This is a genomic window from Streptomyces sp. B1I3, assembly GCF_030816615.1.
Classification (GTDB): domain Bacteria; phylum Actinomycetota; class Actinomycetes; order Streptomycetales; family Streptomycetaceae; genus Streptomyces.
The window spans coordinates 5,145,698-5,162,856 of the sequence record NZ_JAUSYD010000001.1 but is presented as its reverse complement, the minus strand read 5'-3'; the positions used below and the strand labels follow the sequence as shown (position 1 = coordinate 5,162,856).

The window sequence follows — 17,159 nt, the reverse complement described above, 5'->3', positions numbered from 1 at the left end:
ATCACACGGTATGAGTGACTTCCTCTCCCTGCTCGGCGAAGAGTTCCCCCAGATCAGGTCGGGCCTGTGGGTGACGCTCGAGGCCACGGCCCTCGGCTCCCTGCTCGCGCTGCTGCTGTCGTTCGCGCTCGGCCTGATGGCGGGCAGCAAGCTGCTCCTGGTGCGCGGGGTCTCGCGGACCGTGGTGGAGTTCTTCCGCGGCACCTCGCTCTACATCCAGCTGTTCTGGCTCTACTACGCGATGCCCCCACTGACGGGGTACGAACTCACCCCTCTGCTCTGCGGGGTCGTCGCCTTCGGCCTGAACTACGGCGCCTACGGCTCCGAGGTCGTCCGCGGCGCGATCAACTCCGTGCCCCGCGCGCAGTACGAGGCAGCCGTGGCACTGAACATGTCGCCCTTCCACCGGATGCGAAAGGTGATCATGCCCCAGGCCTGGGTGCAGATGATCCCCTCCTTCACCAACCTGCTGATCCAGCTGCTGAAGAGCACGCCCCTGCTGTGGCTGCTCTCCGCCGCGGATCTGATGACCGCGATCGAGCACGTCCGCAGCCGGAGTGGGGAGACCCTCGCCACCTATCTGCTGCTGCTCGCCGTCTACTTCCTCCTCGCCTACGCGCTGACCCTGCTGATGAACGTGCTGGAGCGCACCGCGAAGCGGCGGCTGGGCATCCACACGGAAGCCGCCGGTCTGTTCAGGACGCGGACGGCGGAAGCCGCCGGCACTGCCGGAGGTATCCGGTGAACCAGTCGTTCGACTGGGACGCGGCAGGCGAGGCGTTCCCCCTGCTGCTCGAAGGGTTCCGGGTCACCCTGCTGGCCACCGCGCTCGGCACGCTCGTCGCCGCCGTGCTGGGGCTGGCCGTCGCCGTGGCCGGGCGGGCACCGTCGCGGTTCGTGACGGTGCCGGTGAAGGTGGTGACCGAGTTCGTCCGCTCCACGCCCCTGCTGGTCCAGCTGGTCGGCGCCGCCGCCGTGTTCCGCTCCGTGGAGCCGCTGACCATCGGCATCGTGGTGCTGGGCATCCACTACGCCGCTTACACCTCCGAGGTCTACCGGGCCGGGATCGACGGTGTCCCCAAGGGCCAGTGGGAGGCCTGCCGCGCGCTCTCCCTGTCGCCCCGGCGGACCTGGCAGGCGGTGATCCTGCCGCAGGCGGTGCGCAACGTGCTGCCCGCCCTCGGGAACTACGCGATCTCGATGTTCAAGGAGACTCCCTTCCTCGCCGTGATCACGGTGCAGGAGATGGTCTTCGAGGCCCGGAAGTACGGGGCCGACCACTTCGTGTACACGGAGGTGTTCACCCTCGCGGGACTGGTCTTCCTGGTCGCGAGCTACCCCACCTCCCTGCTGATGAGAAAGCTGGAGAAGCGCCTTGGCCACTGACTCTGCTCCCCTGAAGGAACCCGCGGACGCCGCGCGGACCGCCGCGGAGACCGCTGTCGAGCCACTGGTCCGCTTCGACAAGGTCGTCAAGCGCTACGGCGACCATGTGGTCCTGGACGAGCTGGACTTCACCGTGAGGCGCGGTGAGCACGTCACGCTGATCGGGCCGAGCGGCTCGGGGAAGACCACGATCCTGCGGCTGCTGATGACGCTGGAGAAGGTCAGTGACGGCGTGATCTGGGTCGACGGTTCGCCGCTCTCGCACGTGCGGACGCCGTCCGGTGCGCTGAAGCCTGCGGGCGAGAAGCAGTTGCGGGAGTCCCGGAAGAAGATCGGGATGGTCTTCCAGCAGTTCAACCTCTTCCCGAACATGAAGGTGCTCCAGAACATCACCGAGGCACCGGTCAACGTGCTGGGCATGGAGCGCGAGGAGGCGGAGTCCCGCGCCCGCGAGCTGCTCGACCTGGTCGGGCTCTCGGGCAAGGTCGACGCCCACCCCTCCCAGCTCTCCGGCGGTCAGCAGCAACGGGTGGCGATCGCCCGCGCCCTGGCGATGCGGCCGGAGATCCTGCTGCTCGACGAGGTGACCTCGGCACTGGACCCGGAACTGGTGGCGGGGGTGCTGGAACTCCTCGGTGACATCGCGAGGAACACCGACATCACGATGCTCTGCGTGACCCATGAGATGAACTTCGCCAGGGACGTGTCGGAGAAGGTCCTGATGTTCGACGCGGGCCGCGTGGTGGAGTCCGGTACGCCGGAGAAGATCTTCTCCGCTCCCGAACACGAACGTACGCGCGCGTTCCTCGACGCGGTGCTGTGACCTCGGTGCCGGCGTTCGGACCATGACACGGGCATATGCCGGACGGGTGCGCCCCTGCTGACGGGGCCGGGGCCCGCCCACCACCTCGCCAACACTCCCTCCGGTCGGCGCCGTTGACGGCTATCGTGGGCCGAAAGCTTGCGGTCACAACCTGGTAGGGGGAAACCGTGGCGTTGAAGCCCGAGCCGAAGGCGCCGTTCCACTCGGTGCAGTACGCCCTGCGCGTGCTCGAGTCCGTGTCCACCCACGGCGACGGCGTCACCGACGCGCGGCTCTCCCGCGACACGGGGCTGCCCATCGGCCATCTCACGCCTCTGCTGCTGACCCTGCGCCGCGAGGGATACGTCGAGCAGGTGGCCGACGGTGCCTACGTCATCGGTCCCTCGCTCCTGGAGCTCGGATCCGGCACGGCCCGCAAACGGGCCCTGGAGGCGAAGCTCCAGCAGTCGCTCGTCCAGCTGCGGGACTCGGTGGGCGCGGCGGTCTACCTCAGCCGGTACGTCGACGGCGAGATCCGCGTCACACAGGTGGCCGACGGACCGCTCACGCCCGCGGTCAACGAGTGGGTGGACTTCCGCTCGGCGGCGCACGCCAGCGCGATCGGCAAGTGCCTGCTGACGCAGCTCGACCAGAACGGGCGGCGTGATCATCTCTCCCGGCACCGGACGGCCCGGCTCACCTCGCGGACGATCACGAGCGAGAAGGTGCTCTTCTCCAAGCTGGACAGCCAGCCGGCGACGGTTCCCGTGCTCGACCTGCAGGAGTACGCCGTGGGGACGGTGTGCGCGGCGGTCCCCCTGACGGCGGGCTCGACGGCCGGGTGCCTGGCCCTGTCCCTGCCGATCGAGGACGCCCACCGGCTGCGGGCCGCGGCGGCGACCCTGAACCGGCGCGCGGCACCGGTACTCCTGTCGCTGGCGCTCTGAGGCCGGTCCCGGGCCCGGTCGCCGTCTCCGCCCTGCCCCCCTGTCTCCTGCCCGCACGCCCGGGCGCGGCGCGTGGCCGGCGCGGACCGGTAGAGGCTGAGGAAGGAATGGCGAACCGGAGAGCCACCCCCCTCCCGGGCACGTCAAGGTGCCGGGAGAGCTGTGGGGAGGGCCACGCACGGGAGTGCGGGCACGTGTCACCAGCACCCCCGGGGACCAGGTATTATTTTCGAGTCAGCAGGCGCCGTTAGCTCAGTTGGTTAGAGCAGCTGACTCTTAATCAGCGGGTCCGGGGTTCGAGTCCCTGACGGCGCACAGACACCACAGTGGGCGGTCTCCTTCCGAGGAGACCGCCCACTGTGCGTCGTGCGGCGCTGAGATCAGAACTTCACGTCGGAGCACGCGTAGAACGCGTTCCCGGTGTCGGCGACGTTCCAGACGGCCAGGATGACGTGCTTGCCGGTCTTCTGGGTCGGCATGGAGCCCTGGTGGGTCAGTGTCGCCGGGGGCTGCTGGTTCCCGTACGGCACGGTCATGAAGGGCTGCGATTCGAGTGCGGCCCTGGTGAGCGGCTTGGTCGTGTCCCATCCGTTCTTGGTGATGTAGTACCGGAAGTCCGTGGTGGCGTGGCGCGCCGTGAACTGCCAGCGGAAGCTGTAACCCTGCCCGCTGGTGACGTTGGTGGCGGGCCAGTTGCCTCCGCGCGGGTCGTCGAGCGCCGCGAAGGTGCTGTTGCCGCCGGAGCAGAGCTTCCCGTCCGCCGGTCCTGCCGCCGGGAAGCCCTTGGGGCCCTCGACGCTCTGCGGTTCCCACTGGATGGCGCCGCAGCCGGTGACGGTGCCGTTGGCGCAGAGCTTCTGCCGGCTGATGGGGGAATCCGTGTAGCCGTGGCTACTGGCACTGCCGGTCGCGAACATGGAGGCGCCCGCTATCGCGAGGCCGAGAACGGCCGCGCTTGCCCTTTTCCGCATGCTGTGTCGCTCCTCGAACGTGGGGGATGTTCCGGGGACTGCTGCGCGCATAGGTCGTCTTGCGGTCTAGACCAACTCCAGATTATTGACGGAGCATGAACATGTCCAGACCAATGTGGCCATCGTTTCCGCGCACGCCCGCACGGCCCCGGCCGGGGTCAGGCGCACCCGCCGCCGCCACGCCCGGTGTAGAAGGCCACCGTCAGATCCCTGACCAGGGCCTTGTGTTCGTAGTCGTCGAGCTCGACGATGCCGCGCGAGGTCAGCCGGCTGACGGTGTCGTCCACCGCGTCGACCACGGATGTCAGCACACTGTCCCGGTGCTTGGCGTCGATGGCCGCCACCCGGCGGCGCTGCATCGCCGCCGCCACCTCGGGGGCGTACTCGATCCCGGTCGGCTGCGCCGAGTACACCTCGATGCCCACGGCCGAGCAGTCGTCCTTCAGCATCCGGGTCAGCGCGTTGCCGACGGCCTCGGCGTCACGCAGGGTGCGGGTCTCCCCGTCGAAGGCGTCGGCCGGGAGCTGCGAGAGCACCCGGGCCATAACCGCCTCCACCTGGTCCCGCAGATACTGCTCGTGGTCCGCGACGCCCAGCGTGGCCCGCGCGGTGTCCCTCACCCGCCAGACGACGAGGACGACGACGCGCAGGGCCGTACCGCTCGCGTCCACCACGGGCAGCGGCTCGCTGCGCCAGTGCCGCAGCCGCACGTCGACGCGGCGGCGCAGCAGGAGCGGCGAGGCCCAGATCAGGCCGGTGCGCCGGATGCTGCCCCGGTAGTCCCCGAAGAGCGTCAGCACCGACGCGTACCCGACCAGCCCGCGCCCGAGCCCGCCGAGCGCGAGCATGACCACCGTCGCGAGCAGCGCGAGCAGCGCCCACGCGCCGATGCCGATGCCGTCGTACGGGCGTACGCCGATGCCCAGCCGGTCCGTCACGGCGGTGGGCAGGGCACCGTGCCATCCCAGCACGGCGATCCCGGCGACCGTCCCCGCCGTCCCGGTCAGCAGCGCGGCCCAGCCGGGGAGTACGGGTCCGGGCCGCTCGGTGAGCCGGGGATCGGGGGTGGGCGCCGGCCGGGTGGGCTTCTGCGTCAGGGGCGAGCGCGGCATGGGCGGGCGCCGGACACCCGGCCGGTGCGGGGCTCCGGCAGGAGGCCGCGGCCCCGCTCCGTCGGTCCGGGGTCCCGGCGCCGCCGCATCGCCGGGGGCGGAGGACCCGCCGCGGAAGGAGAGGTGTACGGGACCGGGTGCGGTGGTCCCGCCGGCGATCGTGGTGTGCCGGCGTCCGGTCTCCCTCCACGGGGCCAGGTCCCCCGCCCCTACGGAGGCGGCCACCCTGGCACGTTCGGCACCGCCCGGGAAGCCGCCCACCACCTCCCCGTCGTGCGCCGCCTCCCAAGAGGCAGGCACCTCCGCACCGGTCCCCTGGCCCGCCTGGGCAGGGACCGAGTCCCTGGCCTGCGCTCGTGCCGGGGCCGGCTCCACGACGGGGGCGGGTTCCACAGCGTGGGCCGGTTCCGCTTGGGCCTGTTCCGCGACGGGGGCCGGCTCCTGGGCCGGGTCCATGACCGGGGCCGGGTCGACGTGGGCCGGTTCCACCACGGGGGCCGGCTCCTCGGCCGGGTCCATGACCGGGGCCGAATCCACGTGGGCCGGTTCCGCCACGGGGGCCGGCTCCTGGAACGGCTCCACAACCGGGGTCGGCTCCACGTGGGCCGGTTCCGCCACGGGGGCCGGCTCCTGGAACGGCTCCACAACCGGAGCCGGCTCCACAACCCGGGCCGCGGCCACCGGCACCGCCTGGGTGGTCTCCGCCTTCGCCTCCGTCCTCACCCGCTCCCGCACCGCGGGGGCTGTCTCCACAGTTGCTCGCTCCCGCACCGCGGGGGCGGGGGCCGCCTCCGCAGTTGCCCGCTCCCGCACCTCGGGAGCCGTCTCCATGACCGGCCGCTCCCGCACCTCAGGAGCCGTCTCCATGACCGGCCGCTCCCGCACCTCGGGAGCCGTCTCCATGACCGGCCGCTCCCGCACGACGGGGGCCCTCTCCGCAGCCGCCCACTCCCGCACCAAGGAGGCCACCTCCAGGACCGGCCGCAGGTCCGGCGGCACGTCGGCGCCCGCCTTGCCGGACCGGCCCACGCCGGCCACCGCGTCCAGGGCGGGCCCCAGGTCGGCCGGCACGTCCACGGCCGGATCCGCGTCCAGGTCCGGACCCGCGTCAGGATCCGGGGGGTACACGTCCGCAGGAGCCACGGCGAAAGCCGCCGCGCCCTCATCCGCGGTGTCGCCCGCGCCCAGCTCGAGGCCCGCGCCCGCGGAAGGCACCGCCTCCCGGCCCGCCCCCGGGTCCGCCCCGGCCTCGGGCGTCTCGCCGACGGGCAGCACTCCCGTACCCACCAGCACCTGCTCGGGCATCGGCGCCACCACCGTCTCGGGCACCAACACCCCCTCGGCCGCCCGCACCGGCTCGGGCACCGACACCCCCTCGGCCGGCCCCGGCCTCGGAGCCGCCCCGGGATCCGACCACTCCTCCTCTCCCCTGCCCGTACTCGCACCGGCGCCGGGCGTCACGCCCCACTCGCCCCGGTCGTCCCACGTGTTCTCCATGTAGCGCATGTCCGCCTCCGTCATGTCCGTTCCGTCAGCACAGCCGTCACGCGAAGAGCCGCCGCCAGGTCTCCGGCCCCGGGTATCCGTCGGCAGCACCGCCGCGCCACCCCTGGGCCCGCTGGAAGGCCTCGACGTTGCGGCGGTCCGCCTCGCTCCAGCGCGGGCCGGGACCCGTCGTGTAGTGCCTGCCGTATCCCCTCTTCACCAACTGGGCACCGAGGCGCCGCACATGGCTGTTGGACTGCCCCTGCGTGAAGAAGCCCCGCCCGGGGAAGGCAGTGGCCCCGTTCGGGTTGCCGCCCGGTTGCGCGGCGGGGATCTTCCGCCCGGTCCCCTCGAGCAGCAGGCTCCAGGTGCCCGGGCCCGGGACGCCGTCCGCCTCCTTGCCCGTCCAGCCCTGCGCCAGCTGGAAGGCCTGCGTCGCCCGCTTGTCCGCATCGGTCCAGCGCGGCCCCGCGCCTGTCGTGTAGAAGCGCTTGCCGCCCTGGGCGATGAGCAGCTTCCCGAGCTGGGTCACGTGTGCGTTGTCGGCCCCGGGGCCGAACGCCGCGGTGCCCGGGTACTGCGTGGCCGATCCGCTGTCGCTCACTCCCGCGGCCAGGCCCTTGGAGCGGTAGGCCACGTACTGGGAGGAGTTGGTCCAGTACGCCATGGGCGTCGTCGCCTTGCGCGCGTGCGGGGGCGTCTGCTCGTAGGCGAGGTAGTGGGTGTGCGTGTGGTCCGTCCAGCCGCCGAAGATCGTGACGTGGGACCCCTGCGCGGGATCGGCCGCGTCGTGGAAGAGCAGCATGTCCCCGGGCTGCAAATCCGCCCTGGCGATCTTCGTCCCGAAGGAGGCGAGGCTGCCGGTCCATTCGTTGGTGCCGAGGCCCCAGGCCATCGACACGAAGCCGGAACAGTCCTGCCGGTACCCGTCCGACCAGTACGAGTCCATGCTGTACGGGACCTGCGCGGTCACCCACGTCTTGGCCCGGTTGATGATGTCGGCCCGGGTCGTCGCGCGCGGCGCCGTCTGCGGAGTGGCGGGCGGACCGGAGGCCCCGCCCGCGCCCAGGGGGCCGACCGCCCCCTGCGGGGTGGCCGGCTGGGGATCGGCCGCCGTGTCCGCCCGGGCCCCCCGCCCGGCCGCGGCGGCGGCCTCGGCCGCTCCGCAGGACAGGACCATTCCCGCCGCCGTGACGAACACCAGCGCCCGCCGGGCGCCGTGCGCGGCCGGATGTCCGCCGTACCGCACGGGCAGCACGGCCGCCGTACGCCGCCGCAGCGCGCAACCCGGGCAACCGCAGTCGACGGCGGGTTCGTACTCCTCGAAGACCGGCACTGGCATGCGACTCCTCTTCCCTCGGCAGCCGTCAGTCTCTTTTCGTATCTCACCTTTCATGGCATAGGTCATGTTGACTGACTAAAGGGACAAAAGGACCATTCGACAGGCCGTACCGACGGGAATTGGTCAGGAGCACGCTCGCCCATCGGGTAAAGTTCTCCAGGTCAGCAGGCGCCGTTAGCTCAGTTGGTTAGAGCAGCTGACTCTTAATCAGCGGGTCCGGGGTTCGAGTCCCTGACGGCGCACGCAGAAGCAAGGCCCTCTCACCGAGCGTGAGGGGGCCTTGTTCTTGTGCCTGGGGCTTTCCGTCCGGATCCGGACATCCTGCGGAGAACTCGCTGGGCGCCACCGGGGACCGGCCCTACAGTGTCGGGTCAGGACGGGCCTCCCGACCTCCCGTGCCGTGCCGGGCTTCTCCCGCAGTCCGTGCACCACGGTCGAGGACCGGCCCGGCAGGCGACCCGAGGGGGAGCGGGTGCCGGCCGGGCCAGGTGTCCGGGCACGTCAGACGCGGCTCTTCCCGCCGCTCCTCTCACCCGTCAGGTAGGCGGACACGACGACGTTGGCCGTGTACGCGTGGGACGCGCGGTCGTACGTGCCGCCGCAGGTGATGAGGCGGAGTTCCGCCCGCCCGTCCTGCCTGGGCCCGTACGCCTTCTCGGCGTCGAAGCGTTTCCGGGTGAACACCTGGACGTCGTCGATGGTGAATTCGGCGACCGTGCCGTCCGACCGGCTCACCCGGATCTTCTCCCCGGGCTGCGCGGTGCTGAGCCCGTAGAAGACGGCCGGCTCGGTCTCGGTGTCGACGTGGCCGACGAAGAGCGCCGCGCCCCGTGTCCCGGGCTCGGTGCCGGCGGCGTACCAGCCGACGGTGTCCGGCGTGTCGAACGGTGGTGGCTCGATGGCCCCCTCACCGTCCAGGGCACGTCGGACGACGGGCGCGGCGACACCGATCGACGGGATCTCCACCCGCTGGGGCGTCGCCCCGGCCAGGGGCTCGTGCGCGGGCGGAAGCTGGGTGCCCAGCGGGCGCCCGACCGCCGCGACGTCCCCGGTCGTCGGGGCCGAGACGCCTCCGGTGGACTCGCGGCCCCACAACCAGAGACCCAGCAGGAGCACGGCCCAGGCGATGCCGGTCAGCAGCCGTCCGGTTCCGGCGGGACGGTCCGGGGCGGGCATGTCAGGCCGCGACCGGACGACGGCGGCGCGCACTGCGGTACGCGACGGCGACGGCCGCGACGGCGCCCAGGGCCAGCCCTGTCACCGCGTGCCGGGTTCCAGGTCCGCTCTGCCGGGAGGCGGATCCGTCGGCGAGGGCCGCGGTTCCTCCGCCGCCGGCCGGGACGGGGGCGACGGGCGAGGGGCGCCCGTGGTGGACGACGGTGAGGGTGCCGGTGGCCTTGCCATGGCCGTCCTCGCAGGTCACCCGGACCTCGTAGTCGTCGGGGGCTGCGCCGGAGCGGATCCGGGCCGTCGCGACGAGGCCTTTGCCGTCGGCCCGGGCGAAGTGCGCCTCGGAGGCGAAGGCCTCGGAGTCGCCCCGGGCCGACCCGCCCTTGCCGCAGACGTCGACCCGGAGCTCGACCTCCCCGCCGGGGGAGACGCTGGACGGAGTGATCGAGACCACTCCCGGCACCGCGTGGTCCCGGGGGTCCCGGTGTTCGGAATCGGCCTGTGCGGCGGACACGGGCAGGGCTATGGCCGCAGCCGCCGCCGCGGCACAGCACGTGAGGGACAGTGAACGCATCGTGAACCTCCTGGGGGAAGGTTCACGCGCGCAGCGGCTGCCCGCACCCGCTGGGGGCCGGTCGGGTGACGACCGGCCCGTGCCGGTTTACGGCCGGGGTGCGCGGGAGGTGTTACTGCACGGGCAGGTCGACGAGGTCGACCAGGTCGGCGATCGAGTCGACGACCGTGGACGGCCGGAAGGGGTAGCGGTCCATGTCGGCCGTCGTGGTGAGGCCGGTGAGGACGAGGAACGTCTGCATGCCGGCCTCCAGACCGGCGAGCACGTCGGTGTCCATCCGGTCGCCGATCATGGCGGAGCTCTCGGAGTGCGCGCCGATGGCGTTGAGCCCGGTCCGCATCATCAGCGGGTTGGGCTTGCCGGCGAAGTACGGGGCCTTGCCGGTGGCCTTCGTGATCAGCGCGGCGACGGAACCGGTCGCGGGCAGCGGGCCCTCGGCGGACGGGCCGGTCTCGTCCGGGTTGGTGCAGATGAACCGTGCGCCCCCGTTGATCAGCCGGATCGCCTTGGTGAGCGCCTCGAAGCTGTACGTACGCGTCTCCCCGAGGACGACGTAGTCGGGCTCGTGGTCGGTCAGGACGTACCCGATGTCGTGCAGGGCCGTGGTGAGACCCGCCTCGCCGATGACGTACGCCGTGCCGCGCGGCCGCTGGTCGTCCAGGAACTGGGCGGTGGCCAGCGCGGAGGTCCAGATGTTCTCCACGGGCACGTCCAGACCCATGCGCTGCAGACGCGCGTGCAGGTCGCGGGCGGTGTAGATGGAGTTGTTCGTGAGGACCAGGAAGGGCAGCCCCGACTCCCGCAGCCGCTTGATGAAGGCATCGGCCCCCGGGATCGGTGTGCCCTCGTGGATGAGGACACCGTCCATGTCGGTCAGCCAGGACTCGATCGGCTTGCGCTCTGCCATGTGACGGGACTCCTGCCGTACGTACGCTGTGCACGCCATGTGCCGGGACGCCGGCGGCACCGCGTTGTGCAGCGCCGACGTCCCGATATTAGGCCGAAGCGGTGGCGTACCGGATCAGGCGGTACCGATCTTCTTCCGGTCCGCGCGGAGCCCGTGAGGCGTCGGAACGGTGAACGGGCCTCCCCGGGGCCGGTGCGGCGCGGGGAGGTGCTGAGCGGCGAGGGCGGCCTCAGGCACGCCGGCGGAACCGGAGGACGAGGGCGGCTCCGGCGAGGATCAGCGCCCCGGCGGTCAGGCCCGCCCAGAGGGGCTGTACCCGGCCGGTGCGGGCGAGCTCCGGCAGGGGGTCGCCCGCCGCGTCACGCCGCACGGCCTCCTCGTCCGGGTCGGCGTCGGTCCCGCCGTCGAGTTCGCCCTCGACGATGGTGAACGCGTACCCCTCCGACTCGCCGACCCAGTCGCCGTCGGCCTGTCCGCCGGCCTTGCGGTCGTCCTTCGTGGCACGCCGCTGGACGATCGCCGCGTTCGCCGTGACCTTGCCGGGCCGGGTGTCGGAGGTGAACGCCATCCGGATCTCGACGGTGACGGTCCGCTCGGCGGGGACGGTGTAGCCGGGGAAGTCGTCGCCCTCTTCACCGCTGCCGAAGACGCCGATCTGCTCGTCCCGGTCGGTGGACTCCCAGTTGACCCGGTGTTCCTCGCCGGGATGCGCCCGCTCGGTGAACTCCAGCTGGATCTGCTCGGGGGTGAGCGTGCGGTCCTCGTCGGTGAGGACCAGGACAGGGTGGATGGAGTGGCAGGGCTCGGAGGTGGTGTTGATCAGGTCGAGGTACCAGGTGCCGTAGCCGCCGCCGGACGCGTACGTGTCGGGGCCGCCGTGTATCCGGGTGTCGATGGGGAAGTCCTCGCCGTCCGGATCGCCGCAGGCCGGCTGCTGTGCGGTGACGGCGTCGTACGGGGTGACGACCGGTGCCGTCACCGGGATGGCGATGGCCGCCGGAGTGCCGAGGAGACCGGTCGGGACGGCGAGTCCCGCGGCGATCCCGAGACGGGTCAGAGCACGGCCGTCGCGCAGTCGTGCGGGGGGTTTGGGGGGCATAGGGGGACACCCTTTGCTGCTCGCGAACGGCCGGGGCGGAAGGCCACCGGCTGTGGCGGCGACGCTGCCACGCACCTGTGGGACGAGCCACCGCTCGGCGGGGAAAACCGCCCGTTCGGGGGTCAGGAACCGCTCGATCGGCCCCGCTCGGCCCCCGTCGCCCGCTCGCCCCGCCCCTGCCCACCGGCCCTGTCCTCCCCGCCCACAGCCTCCTCGCCGCACCGGCCGCCCTCACCCGGGTCCTGGTCGCCGCCTTCGCCCGCCCGGCCGAAGAGCGGGGCCAGGACCAGCTGGGCGGCGCCCTCGGCGACCGGGAGGTCGCCGCCGCCCGCGACGGTGACCGGTACGGGCACGACGGCGCCCTCACGCCTGGCGCGTTCCTCGATCACGGCGCGCACCCCGTCCACGTAGGCGTCCTCGTCGGCGGCCACGGTGCGGCCGCCGAGGACGACCCGGTCGATGTCGAGCAGTCCGACGAGGTTGGCGGCCCCCGCCCCGAGGACCCTGGCGGCCTCCGCGATGTCGCCGCGGGCGGCGGCGGCCAGGCAGAGCGCCTCGATGCAGCCGCGCCCGCCGCAACCGCACCGGGGACCGTCCAGCTGGAGGGTCTGGTGGCCGAACTCTCCGGCGCCGGTACGGGCTCCGCGGTGCAGGGCCCCGCCGAGGACGAGTCCGGCACCGAGCCCGGTGCCCAGGTGGAGGTAGGCGAAGTCGGCGTCGCCCCGTTCCCGCAGGGCGAGGCCGAGGGCGGCCGCGTTGGTGTCCTTGTCGACGACGACGGGCATTCCGATCCGCTCGGCGAGGGCGTCACGCAGCGGGTAGCCGTTCCACCCGGGGAAGCCCGTGACGCGGTGGAGGACGCCGCTGCGGTGGTCCAGGGGGCCGGGCAGGGCGGCGCCCACGCCGAGGACCGGGCGGTCCTCGGCGTGGGCGGCGTCTGCCCGTACCGTCTGCACCGCGTGGGCCGCCGTCGTGAGGACCTCGGCCGCCGGGGCGCCGAGGTCGAGCGGCGCGGTCCTGGTCGCGACCGGGGTTCCGGCGAGGTCGACCAGGACGGCGGTCAGTTCGTCGCGGTCCAGGTGGAGCCCCACCGCGTACCCGGCGTCGGGGACCAGCCGCAGCACGGTGCGGGGCTTGCCGCCCGTGGAGGCGAGGCGGCCGGCCTCCGCGGCGAGGCCCTCGGTGCGCAGCCTGGCGGTGATCTTGCTGACGGCCTGCGGGGTGAGTCCGGTGCGCTCGGCGAGCTCCAGCCGGCTGATCCCCTGCTCACCGGCCACGCGCAGCAGGTCGAGCACGAGCGAGGCGTTGTGGTGACGCAGGGCCGGGAGGTTCGCTCCGCCGCTCCTGCTGTTGCTCCTGTTCACCGCCCCATTGTCCCCTTCGCTTGCACTTTGGCAACAGCGTTGCTTAAGTGGTCGGTATGACTGCCAACGCTCCTCTCCGCGTCGGACTCGTGGGCTACGGCCTGGCGGGCTCCGTCTTCCACGCCCCGCTGATCTCGGCGACCGGGGGCCTCCTCCTGGACACGGTCGTCACGTCGAACGAGGAACGGCAGGCGCAGGCCCTCGCCGAGTTCCCCGGAGTCCGGCTCGCGGCCTCGGCCGAGGAGCTGCTCGCGCGGGCGGGCGAGCTGGACCTGGTCGTGGTCGCCTCCCCCAACAGGACTCACGTCCCGATCGCGCGGGCCGCCCTGGAGGCCGGAGTCCCGGTGGTCGTGGACAAGCCCCTCGCGGGGACGGCCGCGGAGGCCCGTGAGCTGGCCGCGCTGGCCGGTGAGCGGGGGCTCCTGCTGTCGGTCTTCCAGAACCGCCGCTGGGACAACGACTTCCTGACGCTGGCCGGCCTGATCGAGGACGGGCAGCTCGGCGACGTACAGCGTTTCGAGTCCCGCTTCGAGCGGTGGCGCCCGCAGCTGAAGGGCGGCTGGCGCGAGTCGGGCGACCCGCTGGAGATCGGCGGGCTGCTGTACGACCTGGGGAGCCACGTCGTGGACCAGGCGCTGACGCTGTTCGGGCCGGCGGTGCAGGTGTACGCGGAGTCCGACGTCCGCCGCCCGGGTGCGGCGGCCGACGACGACACGTTCATCGCGATCACGCACGTGAACGGGGTCCGCTCCCACCTGTACGCCAGCGCCACCACGGCCCAGCTCGGGCCGCGCTTCCGGGTGCTCGGCTCGAAGGCGGGCTATGTGAAGTACGGCCTTGACCCGCAGGAGGCCGCCCTGCGCGAGGGTGCCCGCCCGGTGGCCGGGCAGCCGTGGGGCGAGGAGCCGGAGGAGCTGTGGGGGCGTGTGGGCGCCGGCGAGTCCCCGCTGACCGGCGGCGGCGACCCGGTCCGCACGCTGCCGGGCGACTATCCCGCGTACTACGCCGCAGTCGCCGCCGCTCTGCGCGGGACCGGTGAGAACCCGGTGACGGCCCTGCAGGCCGCCGCCACGCTGGACGTCCTGGAGGCCGCGCGCCGCTCGGCCCGCGAGGGCGCGTCCGTGACCCTTCTTCCGCACCACGACGAGGAGCAGCACGCATGAATCCCAGCGCTCCGACCATCTCCGAGCTGATCGCCCAGGAGCGGCGCCTGACGCTGCCGCACTTCGGCTACGACGACGCCTACGCGCTGGGCGGCCTGCTGGTCGCGCTGGCCCGTGACCGGCACGCCCCGGTCGCGATCGACATCCGGCGGGGTGCCCAGCAGCTGTTCCACGCCGCGCTGCCGGGTTCGAGCGCGGACAACGACGCCTGGATCGACCGCAAGCGCAGGGTGGTGGAGCGCTACGGCGAGAGCTCCTACCTGGTGGGCACACGGTTCCGGGCGAAGGGCACGACCTTCGAGGAGTCCTCGCGGCTGGACCCGGACACGTACGCCGCGCACGGCGGCTCGTTCCCGATCGCGGTGGAGGGTGCCGGCGTGATCGGCTCGGTCACGGTGTCCGGTCTGCCGCAGGCCGAGGACCACGCGCTGGTCGTGGAGGCGCTGGAGCAGTTCGCCACCCGCCGCACCGCCTGACCGGACCCGGCCGGAGGGGGTGGAGCCGCACGCGCGGCTCCACCCCCTCCGGCCTTTCCCGCGGGCCCCCGCCCCGTCCGGACCGCGGGCCTTACGCGTCCTTGAGCTGCTGGCGCTGGCGTCCGAGGCCCTCGACCTCCAGCTCCACCACGTCCCCGGCCCGCAGGTAGGGCTTCGGTTCGGGGCGGCCCATGGCCACACCGGCGGGCGTCCCGGTGTTGATCACGTCGCCCGGGTACAGCGTCATGAAGTGGCTGAGGTAGCGCACGACCTCGCCCACGGGGAAGATCTGGTCGGCCGTCGTGCCGTCCTGCTTCAGCTCCCCGTTGACCCACAGCCTGAGCGGCAGCGCCTGCGGGTCCGGGACCTCGTCGGCGGTGACCAGCCAGGGCCCCAGGGGGTTGAACGTCTCGCAGTTCTTGCCCTTGTCCCAGGTGCCGCCACGCTCGATCTGGAACTCCCGCTCCGAGACGTCGTGCGCCGTCGCGTATCCCGCGACGTGTCCGAGCGCCTCCTCCGCGGAGTCCAGGTAGCGGGCCGTGCGGCCGATGACGACGGCGAGCTCGACCTCCCAGTCGGTCTTGCGGCTGCCGCGCGGCACGAGCACGGTGTCCTCGGGTCCCACGACGGTGTCCGGCGCCTTGAAGAAGAGGATCGGCTCCTGGGGGATCGCGGCGCCGGTCTCGGCCGCGTGGTCGTGGTAGTTCAGCCCGATGCACACGATCTTGCCGATCCGGCCGACCGGCGGGCCGATGCGCAGCCCGGCCGGGTCGATCGGCGGGAGTACGTCGGGTGTCTGCGCCGCCTCCCGTACGCGGGCCAGTGCCGAGGCGTCGGCGAGCAGTTCACCGTCGACGTCGGCGACAAGGCCCGAAAGGTCACGCAGGGTCCCGTTCCGGTCCAGCAGTGCGGGGCGCTCCGCGCCCGCCGTACCCACTCGAAGCAGCTTCAACGGTCCATCTCCCCTTGGTCGAGATCCAGCCCGTCGGTGGGTTGCGGCCAGCGAAAGGCTTGGTCGATCCTCCAAGACGTCGGATCACTCCGCAAGACCCTGTTCACACACTGGACCGACGGCCCTCACACGGCCGGGGCGAGTGCGGCGTCCGTGGCCGGGGTGTCCCGGTAGAGGTAGGCGCGCTCGATCGCGGTCCAGGTGGTGCTGGTGACGATGTAGAGCGCGGCGGCGAGCGGCACGTAGGCCACGGAGAAGAGGGTGAGGAAGGACATCAGCGGCATCACCTTCGTCATGGCCCCCATGCCGGGCACCGGCTGCCCGTCCGGGCCGGTCGCCGGGGTGACGGGGTTGGCGGCCATCTGGCGCTTGGTGCGTCCGTAGTTGAAGGTGGCGACGGCGGCGACGATCACGAAGAGTGCCAGGTAGACCAGCCCCTGCCCCCCGAACGGCCCGCCGTGGGCGAGGGCCTGGTGCCACCGCTCGCCGAGCGGGGCGCCGAGGAGTTCGTGGCCGAGCAGGGAGTTCGCCCCGCCGCCGATCCTCTGGCTGGAGAAGAGGTGGTAGAGCAGGAAGAACGCCGGCATCTGGAGCAGGCTCGGCAGGCAGCCGGAGAGGGGTGAGACCTTCTCCTCGGCGTGCAGCTCCATGAGCGCCTTCTGCATGCGTTCGGGGTTCTTGGCGTGCTTCTTGCGCAGTGCGGCGATCTGCGGCTGGAGCTTGGTGCGGGCCTTCTGCCCGCGCGCCGCCGCCCGGGACAAGGGGTGGACGGCGAGCCGTACGAGCGCGGTGAACAGGACGATCGCGGCAGCGGTCGACGCACTCTGGAAGAAGGGCTGGAGCAGATCGGCCAGCGAGCCGACCAGGCTCGCGAAGGCGGACATGAAAGCGGACATGGGTGAGCCCTCCGGGGGGTCTCGTCGTGCCGGGAGGAGTGGAACTCGGCAGGACGGACCGCGCGGGGGGAGCGATGCCCCTACGCGGCCGCCAGGAGGGCGGCCCCGGGGGCCCGGGGCCTGGTACGGCCCCTTGCGTCGGGATCCCGTTGCGGAAGGAAGGCGGTGCGTTCCTCCCGGTCGCGCATCGCGGTGCGCACCCGCGTGCGGGGCACGGGGGCGGCGCAGCGGGCGCTGATGACGGAGCAGACGAGGAGCGCCGATCCGGCGGCCGCGGTGGCGGCGAGCGCGACGGCGGCGGAGAGGCTGCCGCCTTCGGCGAGCAGGACCTCGGTGAGGAAGAGGACGAGGAAGGCGGCGGGCCGCAGCAGGCGGGCGAAGGCGCGGCGTGCACGGTTCGTGTCGTCGTTCATCGGCCCTCCCCTGCGCGTCGTGCCTCTCATGTCCTCCAGCCGTTATACACGATCGGGCTCGGGCGAGTCCGTGCCGCCGGAGCGGGCGGCCGGCGCTTCC

The 17,159-nt window shown here is 72.6% G+C and carries 17 protein-coding genes and 2 tRNA genes; 8 read left to right on the top strand and 11 right to left on the bottom strand.

Going from position 1 to position 17,159, the window contains the following annotated elements:
* Positions 1-10 precede the first annotated feature (10 nt).
* The 5 genes from ehuC (at position 11) to QFZ58_RS23580 (ending at position 3,450) form a co-directional block, all read left to right on the top strand.
* Positions 11-745, top strand: coding sequence for an ectoine/hydroxyectoine ABC transporter permease subunit EhuC (gene ehuC / locus QFZ58_RS23600; protein WP_307126897.1), 735 nt, complete (start codon positions 11-13; stop codon positions 743-745).
* Positions 742-1,386, top strand: coding sequence for an ectoine/hydroxyectoine ABC transporter permease subunit EhuD (ehuD, locus tag QFZ58_RS23595; protein ID WP_307126896.1), 645 nt, complete (start codon positions 742-744; stop codon positions 1,384-1,386). The genes ehuC and ehuD overlap by 4 nt, the downstream gene beginning before the upstream one ends.
* A complete protein-coding gene (gene ehuA / locus QFZ58_RS23590; protein WP_373428578.1) occupies positions 1,376-2,209 on the top strand; it encodes an ectoine/hydroxyectoine ABC transporter ATP-binding protein EhuA in 834 nt (277 codons plus the stop codon). The genes ehuD and ehuA overlap by 11 nt, the downstream gene beginning before the upstream one ends.
* Before the next feature lie 167 nt (positions 2,210-2,376).
* Positions 2,377-3,135 (top strand): IclR family transcriptional regulator, encoded by a 759-nt coding sequence (locus tag QFZ58_RS23585; RefSeq protein WP_307126895.1) that lies wholly within the window; start codon positions 2,377-2,379, stop codon positions 3,133-3,135.
* A 241-nt stretch (positions 3,136-3,376) separates the two neighbouring features.
* Positions 3,377-3,450 (top strand) — tRNA-Lys (locus QFZ58_RS23580).
* A gap of 65 nt (positions 3,451-3,515) precedes the next feature.
* On the opposite strand, the gene QFZ58_RS23575 is transcribed toward QFZ58_RS23580, so the two are convergent.
* From QFZ58_RS23575 to QFZ58_RS23565, 3 genes are all read right to left on the bottom strand, one after another.
* Positions 3,516-4,106: a lytic polysaccharide monooxygenase gene (locus QFZ58_RS23575; protein ID WP_307126894.1), complete on the bottom strand. Its 591-nt coding sequence runs from the start codon at positions 4,104-4,106 to the stop codon at positions 3,516-3,518.
* 158 nt (positions 4,107-4,264) lie between these two features.
* Positions 4,265-6,739 (bottom strand): SPFH domain-containing protein, encoded by a 2,475-nt coding sequence (locus QFZ58_RS23570; RefSeq protein ID WP_307126893.1) that lies wholly within the window; start codon positions 6,737-6,739, stop codon positions 4,265-4,267.
* A 22-nt stretch (positions 6,740-6,761) separates the two neighbouring features.
* Complete coding sequence (locus QFZ58_RS23565) at positions 6,762-8,045, bottom strand: peptidoglycan-binding protein (RefSeq protein WP_307126892.1); 1,284 nt, start codon at positions 8,043-8,045, stop codon at positions 6,762-6,764.
* Between the two features lie 168 nt (positions 8,046-8,213).
* On the opposite strand from QFZ58_RS23565, the gene QFZ58_RS23560 reads away from it, so the two are divergent.
* A tRNA-Lys gene (locus tag QFZ58_RS23560) sits at positions 8,214-8,287 on the top strand.
* A gap of 259 nt (positions 8,288-8,546) precedes the next feature.
* On the opposite strand, the gene QFZ58_RS23555 is transcribed toward QFZ58_RS23560, so the two are convergent.
* The 5 genes from QFZ58_RS23555 to QFZ58_RS23535 form a co-directional block, all read right to left on the bottom strand.
* Complete coding sequence (locus QFZ58_RS23555) at positions 8,547-9,221, bottom strand: class F sortase (RefSeq protein WP_307126891.1); 675 nt, start codon at positions 9,219-9,221, stop codon at positions 8,547-8,549.
* 1 nt (position 9,222) lies between these two features.
* Entirely contained in the window at positions 9,223-9,789 is a 567-nt protein-coding gene (locus QFZ58_RS23550; RefSeq protein WP_307126890.1) for a hypothetical protein, read from the bottom strand.
* Between the two features lie 112 nt (positions 9,790-9,901).
* Positions 9,902-10,696, bottom strand: a complete 795-nt coding sequence (locus QFZ58_RS23545) for an HAD-IIA family hydrolase (protein WP_307126889.1) — start codon at positions 10,694-10,696, stop codon at positions 9,902-9,904.
* A gap of 229 nt (positions 10,697-10,925) precedes the next feature.
* Complete coding sequence (locus tag QFZ58_RS23540) at positions 10,926-11,795, bottom strand: LPXTG cell wall anchor domain-containing protein (RefSeq protein ID WP_307126888.1); 870 nt, start codon at positions 11,793-11,795, stop codon at positions 10,926-10,928.
* Positions 11,796-11,917: 122 nt separating this feature from the next.
* Positions 11,918-13,159, bottom strand: a complete 1,242-nt coding sequence (locus tag QFZ58_RS23535) for an ROK family transcriptional regulator (RefSeq protein WP_307126887.1) — start codon at positions 13,157-13,159, stop codon at positions 11,918-11,920.
* 56 nt (positions 13,160-13,215) lie between these two features.
* Here QFZ58_RS23535 and QFZ58_RS23530 point away from each other — a divergent pair, with 56 nt between their 5' ends.
* Together QFZ58_RS23530 and QFZ58_RS23525 are read left to right on the top strand one after the other, a co-directional pair.
* Entirely contained in the window at positions 13,216-14,322 is a 1,107-nt protein-coding gene (locus QFZ58_RS23530) for a Gfo/Idh/MocA family oxidoreductase (protein WP_307126886.1), read from the top strand.
* Positions 14,319-14,798 carry a heme-degrading domain-containing protein gene (locus tag QFZ58_RS23525; RefSeq protein ID WP_307126885.1) on the top strand — a complete coding sequence of 160 codons (480 nt, stop codon included), beginning with the start codon at positions 14,319-14,321 and terminating at the stop codon, positions 14,796-14,798. The genes QFZ58_RS23530 and QFZ58_RS23525 overlap by 4 nt, the downstream gene beginning before the upstream one ends.
* Positions 14,799-14,889: 91 nt before the next feature.
* Here the strand turns inward: QFZ58_RS23525 and QFZ58_RS23520 are convergent, their stop codons facing one another.
* From QFZ58_RS23520 to QFZ58_RS23510, 3 genes are all read right to left on the bottom strand, one after another.
* Positions 14,890-15,750: a fumarylacetoacetate hydrolase family protein gene (locus QFZ58_RS23520; protein ID WP_307126884.1), complete on the bottom strand. Its 861-nt coding sequence runs from the start codon at positions 15,748-15,750 to the stop codon at positions 14,890-14,892.
* Between the two features lie 125 nt (positions 15,751-15,875).
* Positions 15,876-16,646, bottom strand: coding sequence for a YidC/Oxa1 family membrane protein insertase (locus QFZ58_RS23515; protein WP_307126883.1), 771 nt, complete (start codon positions 16,644-16,646; stop codon positions 15,876-15,878).
* A gap of 80 nt (positions 16,647-16,726) precedes the next feature.
* A complete protein-coding gene (locus tag QFZ58_RS23510; RefSeq protein WP_307126882.1) occupies positions 16,727-17,059 on the bottom strand; it encodes a DUF6412 domain-containing protein in 333 nt (110 codons plus the stop codon).
* Positions 17,060-17,159: the final 100 nt, after the last annotated feature.

Bases quoted from the DNA above. Each gene is read 5' to 3' on its own strand.
- ehuC (WP_307126897.1), top strand. From the start codon at position 11: ATGAGTGACTTCCTCTCCCTGCTCGGCGAAGAGTTCCCCCAGATCAGG.
- QFZ58_RS23525 (WP_307126885.1), top strand. From the start codon at position 14,319: ATGAATCCCAGCGCTCCGACCATCTCCGAGCTGATCGCCCAGGAGCGG.
- QFZ58_RS23540 (WP_307126888.1), bottom strand. From the start codon at position 11,795: ATGCCCCCCAAACCCCCCGCACGACTGCGCGACGGCCGTGCTCTGACC.
- QFZ58_RS23510 (WP_307126882.1), bottom strand. From the start codon at position 17,059: ATGAACGACGACACGAACCGTGCACGCCGCGCCTTCGCCCGCCTGCTG.
- QFZ58_RS23530 (WP_307126886.1), top strand. From the start codon at position 13,216: ATGACTGCCAACGCTCCTCTCCGCGTCGGACTCGTGGGCTACGGCCTG.
- QFZ58_RS23550 (WP_307126890.1), bottom strand. From the start codon at position 9,789: ATGCGTTCACTGTCCCTCACGTGCTGTGCCGCGGCGGCGGCTGCGGCC.
- QFZ58_RS23545 (WP_307126889.1), bottom strand. From the start codon at position 10,696: ATGGCAGAGCGCAAGCCGATCGAGTCCTGGCTGACCGACATGGACGGT.
- QFZ58_RS23515 (WP_307126883.1), bottom strand. From the start codon at position 16,646: ATGTCCGCTTTCATGTCCGCCTTCGCGAGCCTGGTCGGCTCGCTGGCC.
- QFZ58_RS23575 (WP_307126894.1), bottom strand. From the start codon at position 4,106: ATGCGGAAAAGGGCAAGCGCGGCCGTTCTCGGCCTCGCGATAGCGGGC.
- QFZ58_RS23555 (WP_307126891.1), bottom strand. From the start codon at position 9,221: ATGCCCGCCCCGGACCGTCCCGCCGGAACCGGACGGCTGCTGACCGGC.
- QFZ58_RS23565 (WP_307126892.1), bottom strand. From the start codon at position 8,045: ATGCCAGTGCCGGTCTTCGAGGAGTACGAACCCGCCGTCGACTGCGGT.
- QFZ58_RS23570 (WP_307126893.1), bottom strand. From the start codon at position 6,739: ATGACGGAGGCGGACATGCGCTACATGGAGAACACGTGGGACGACCGG.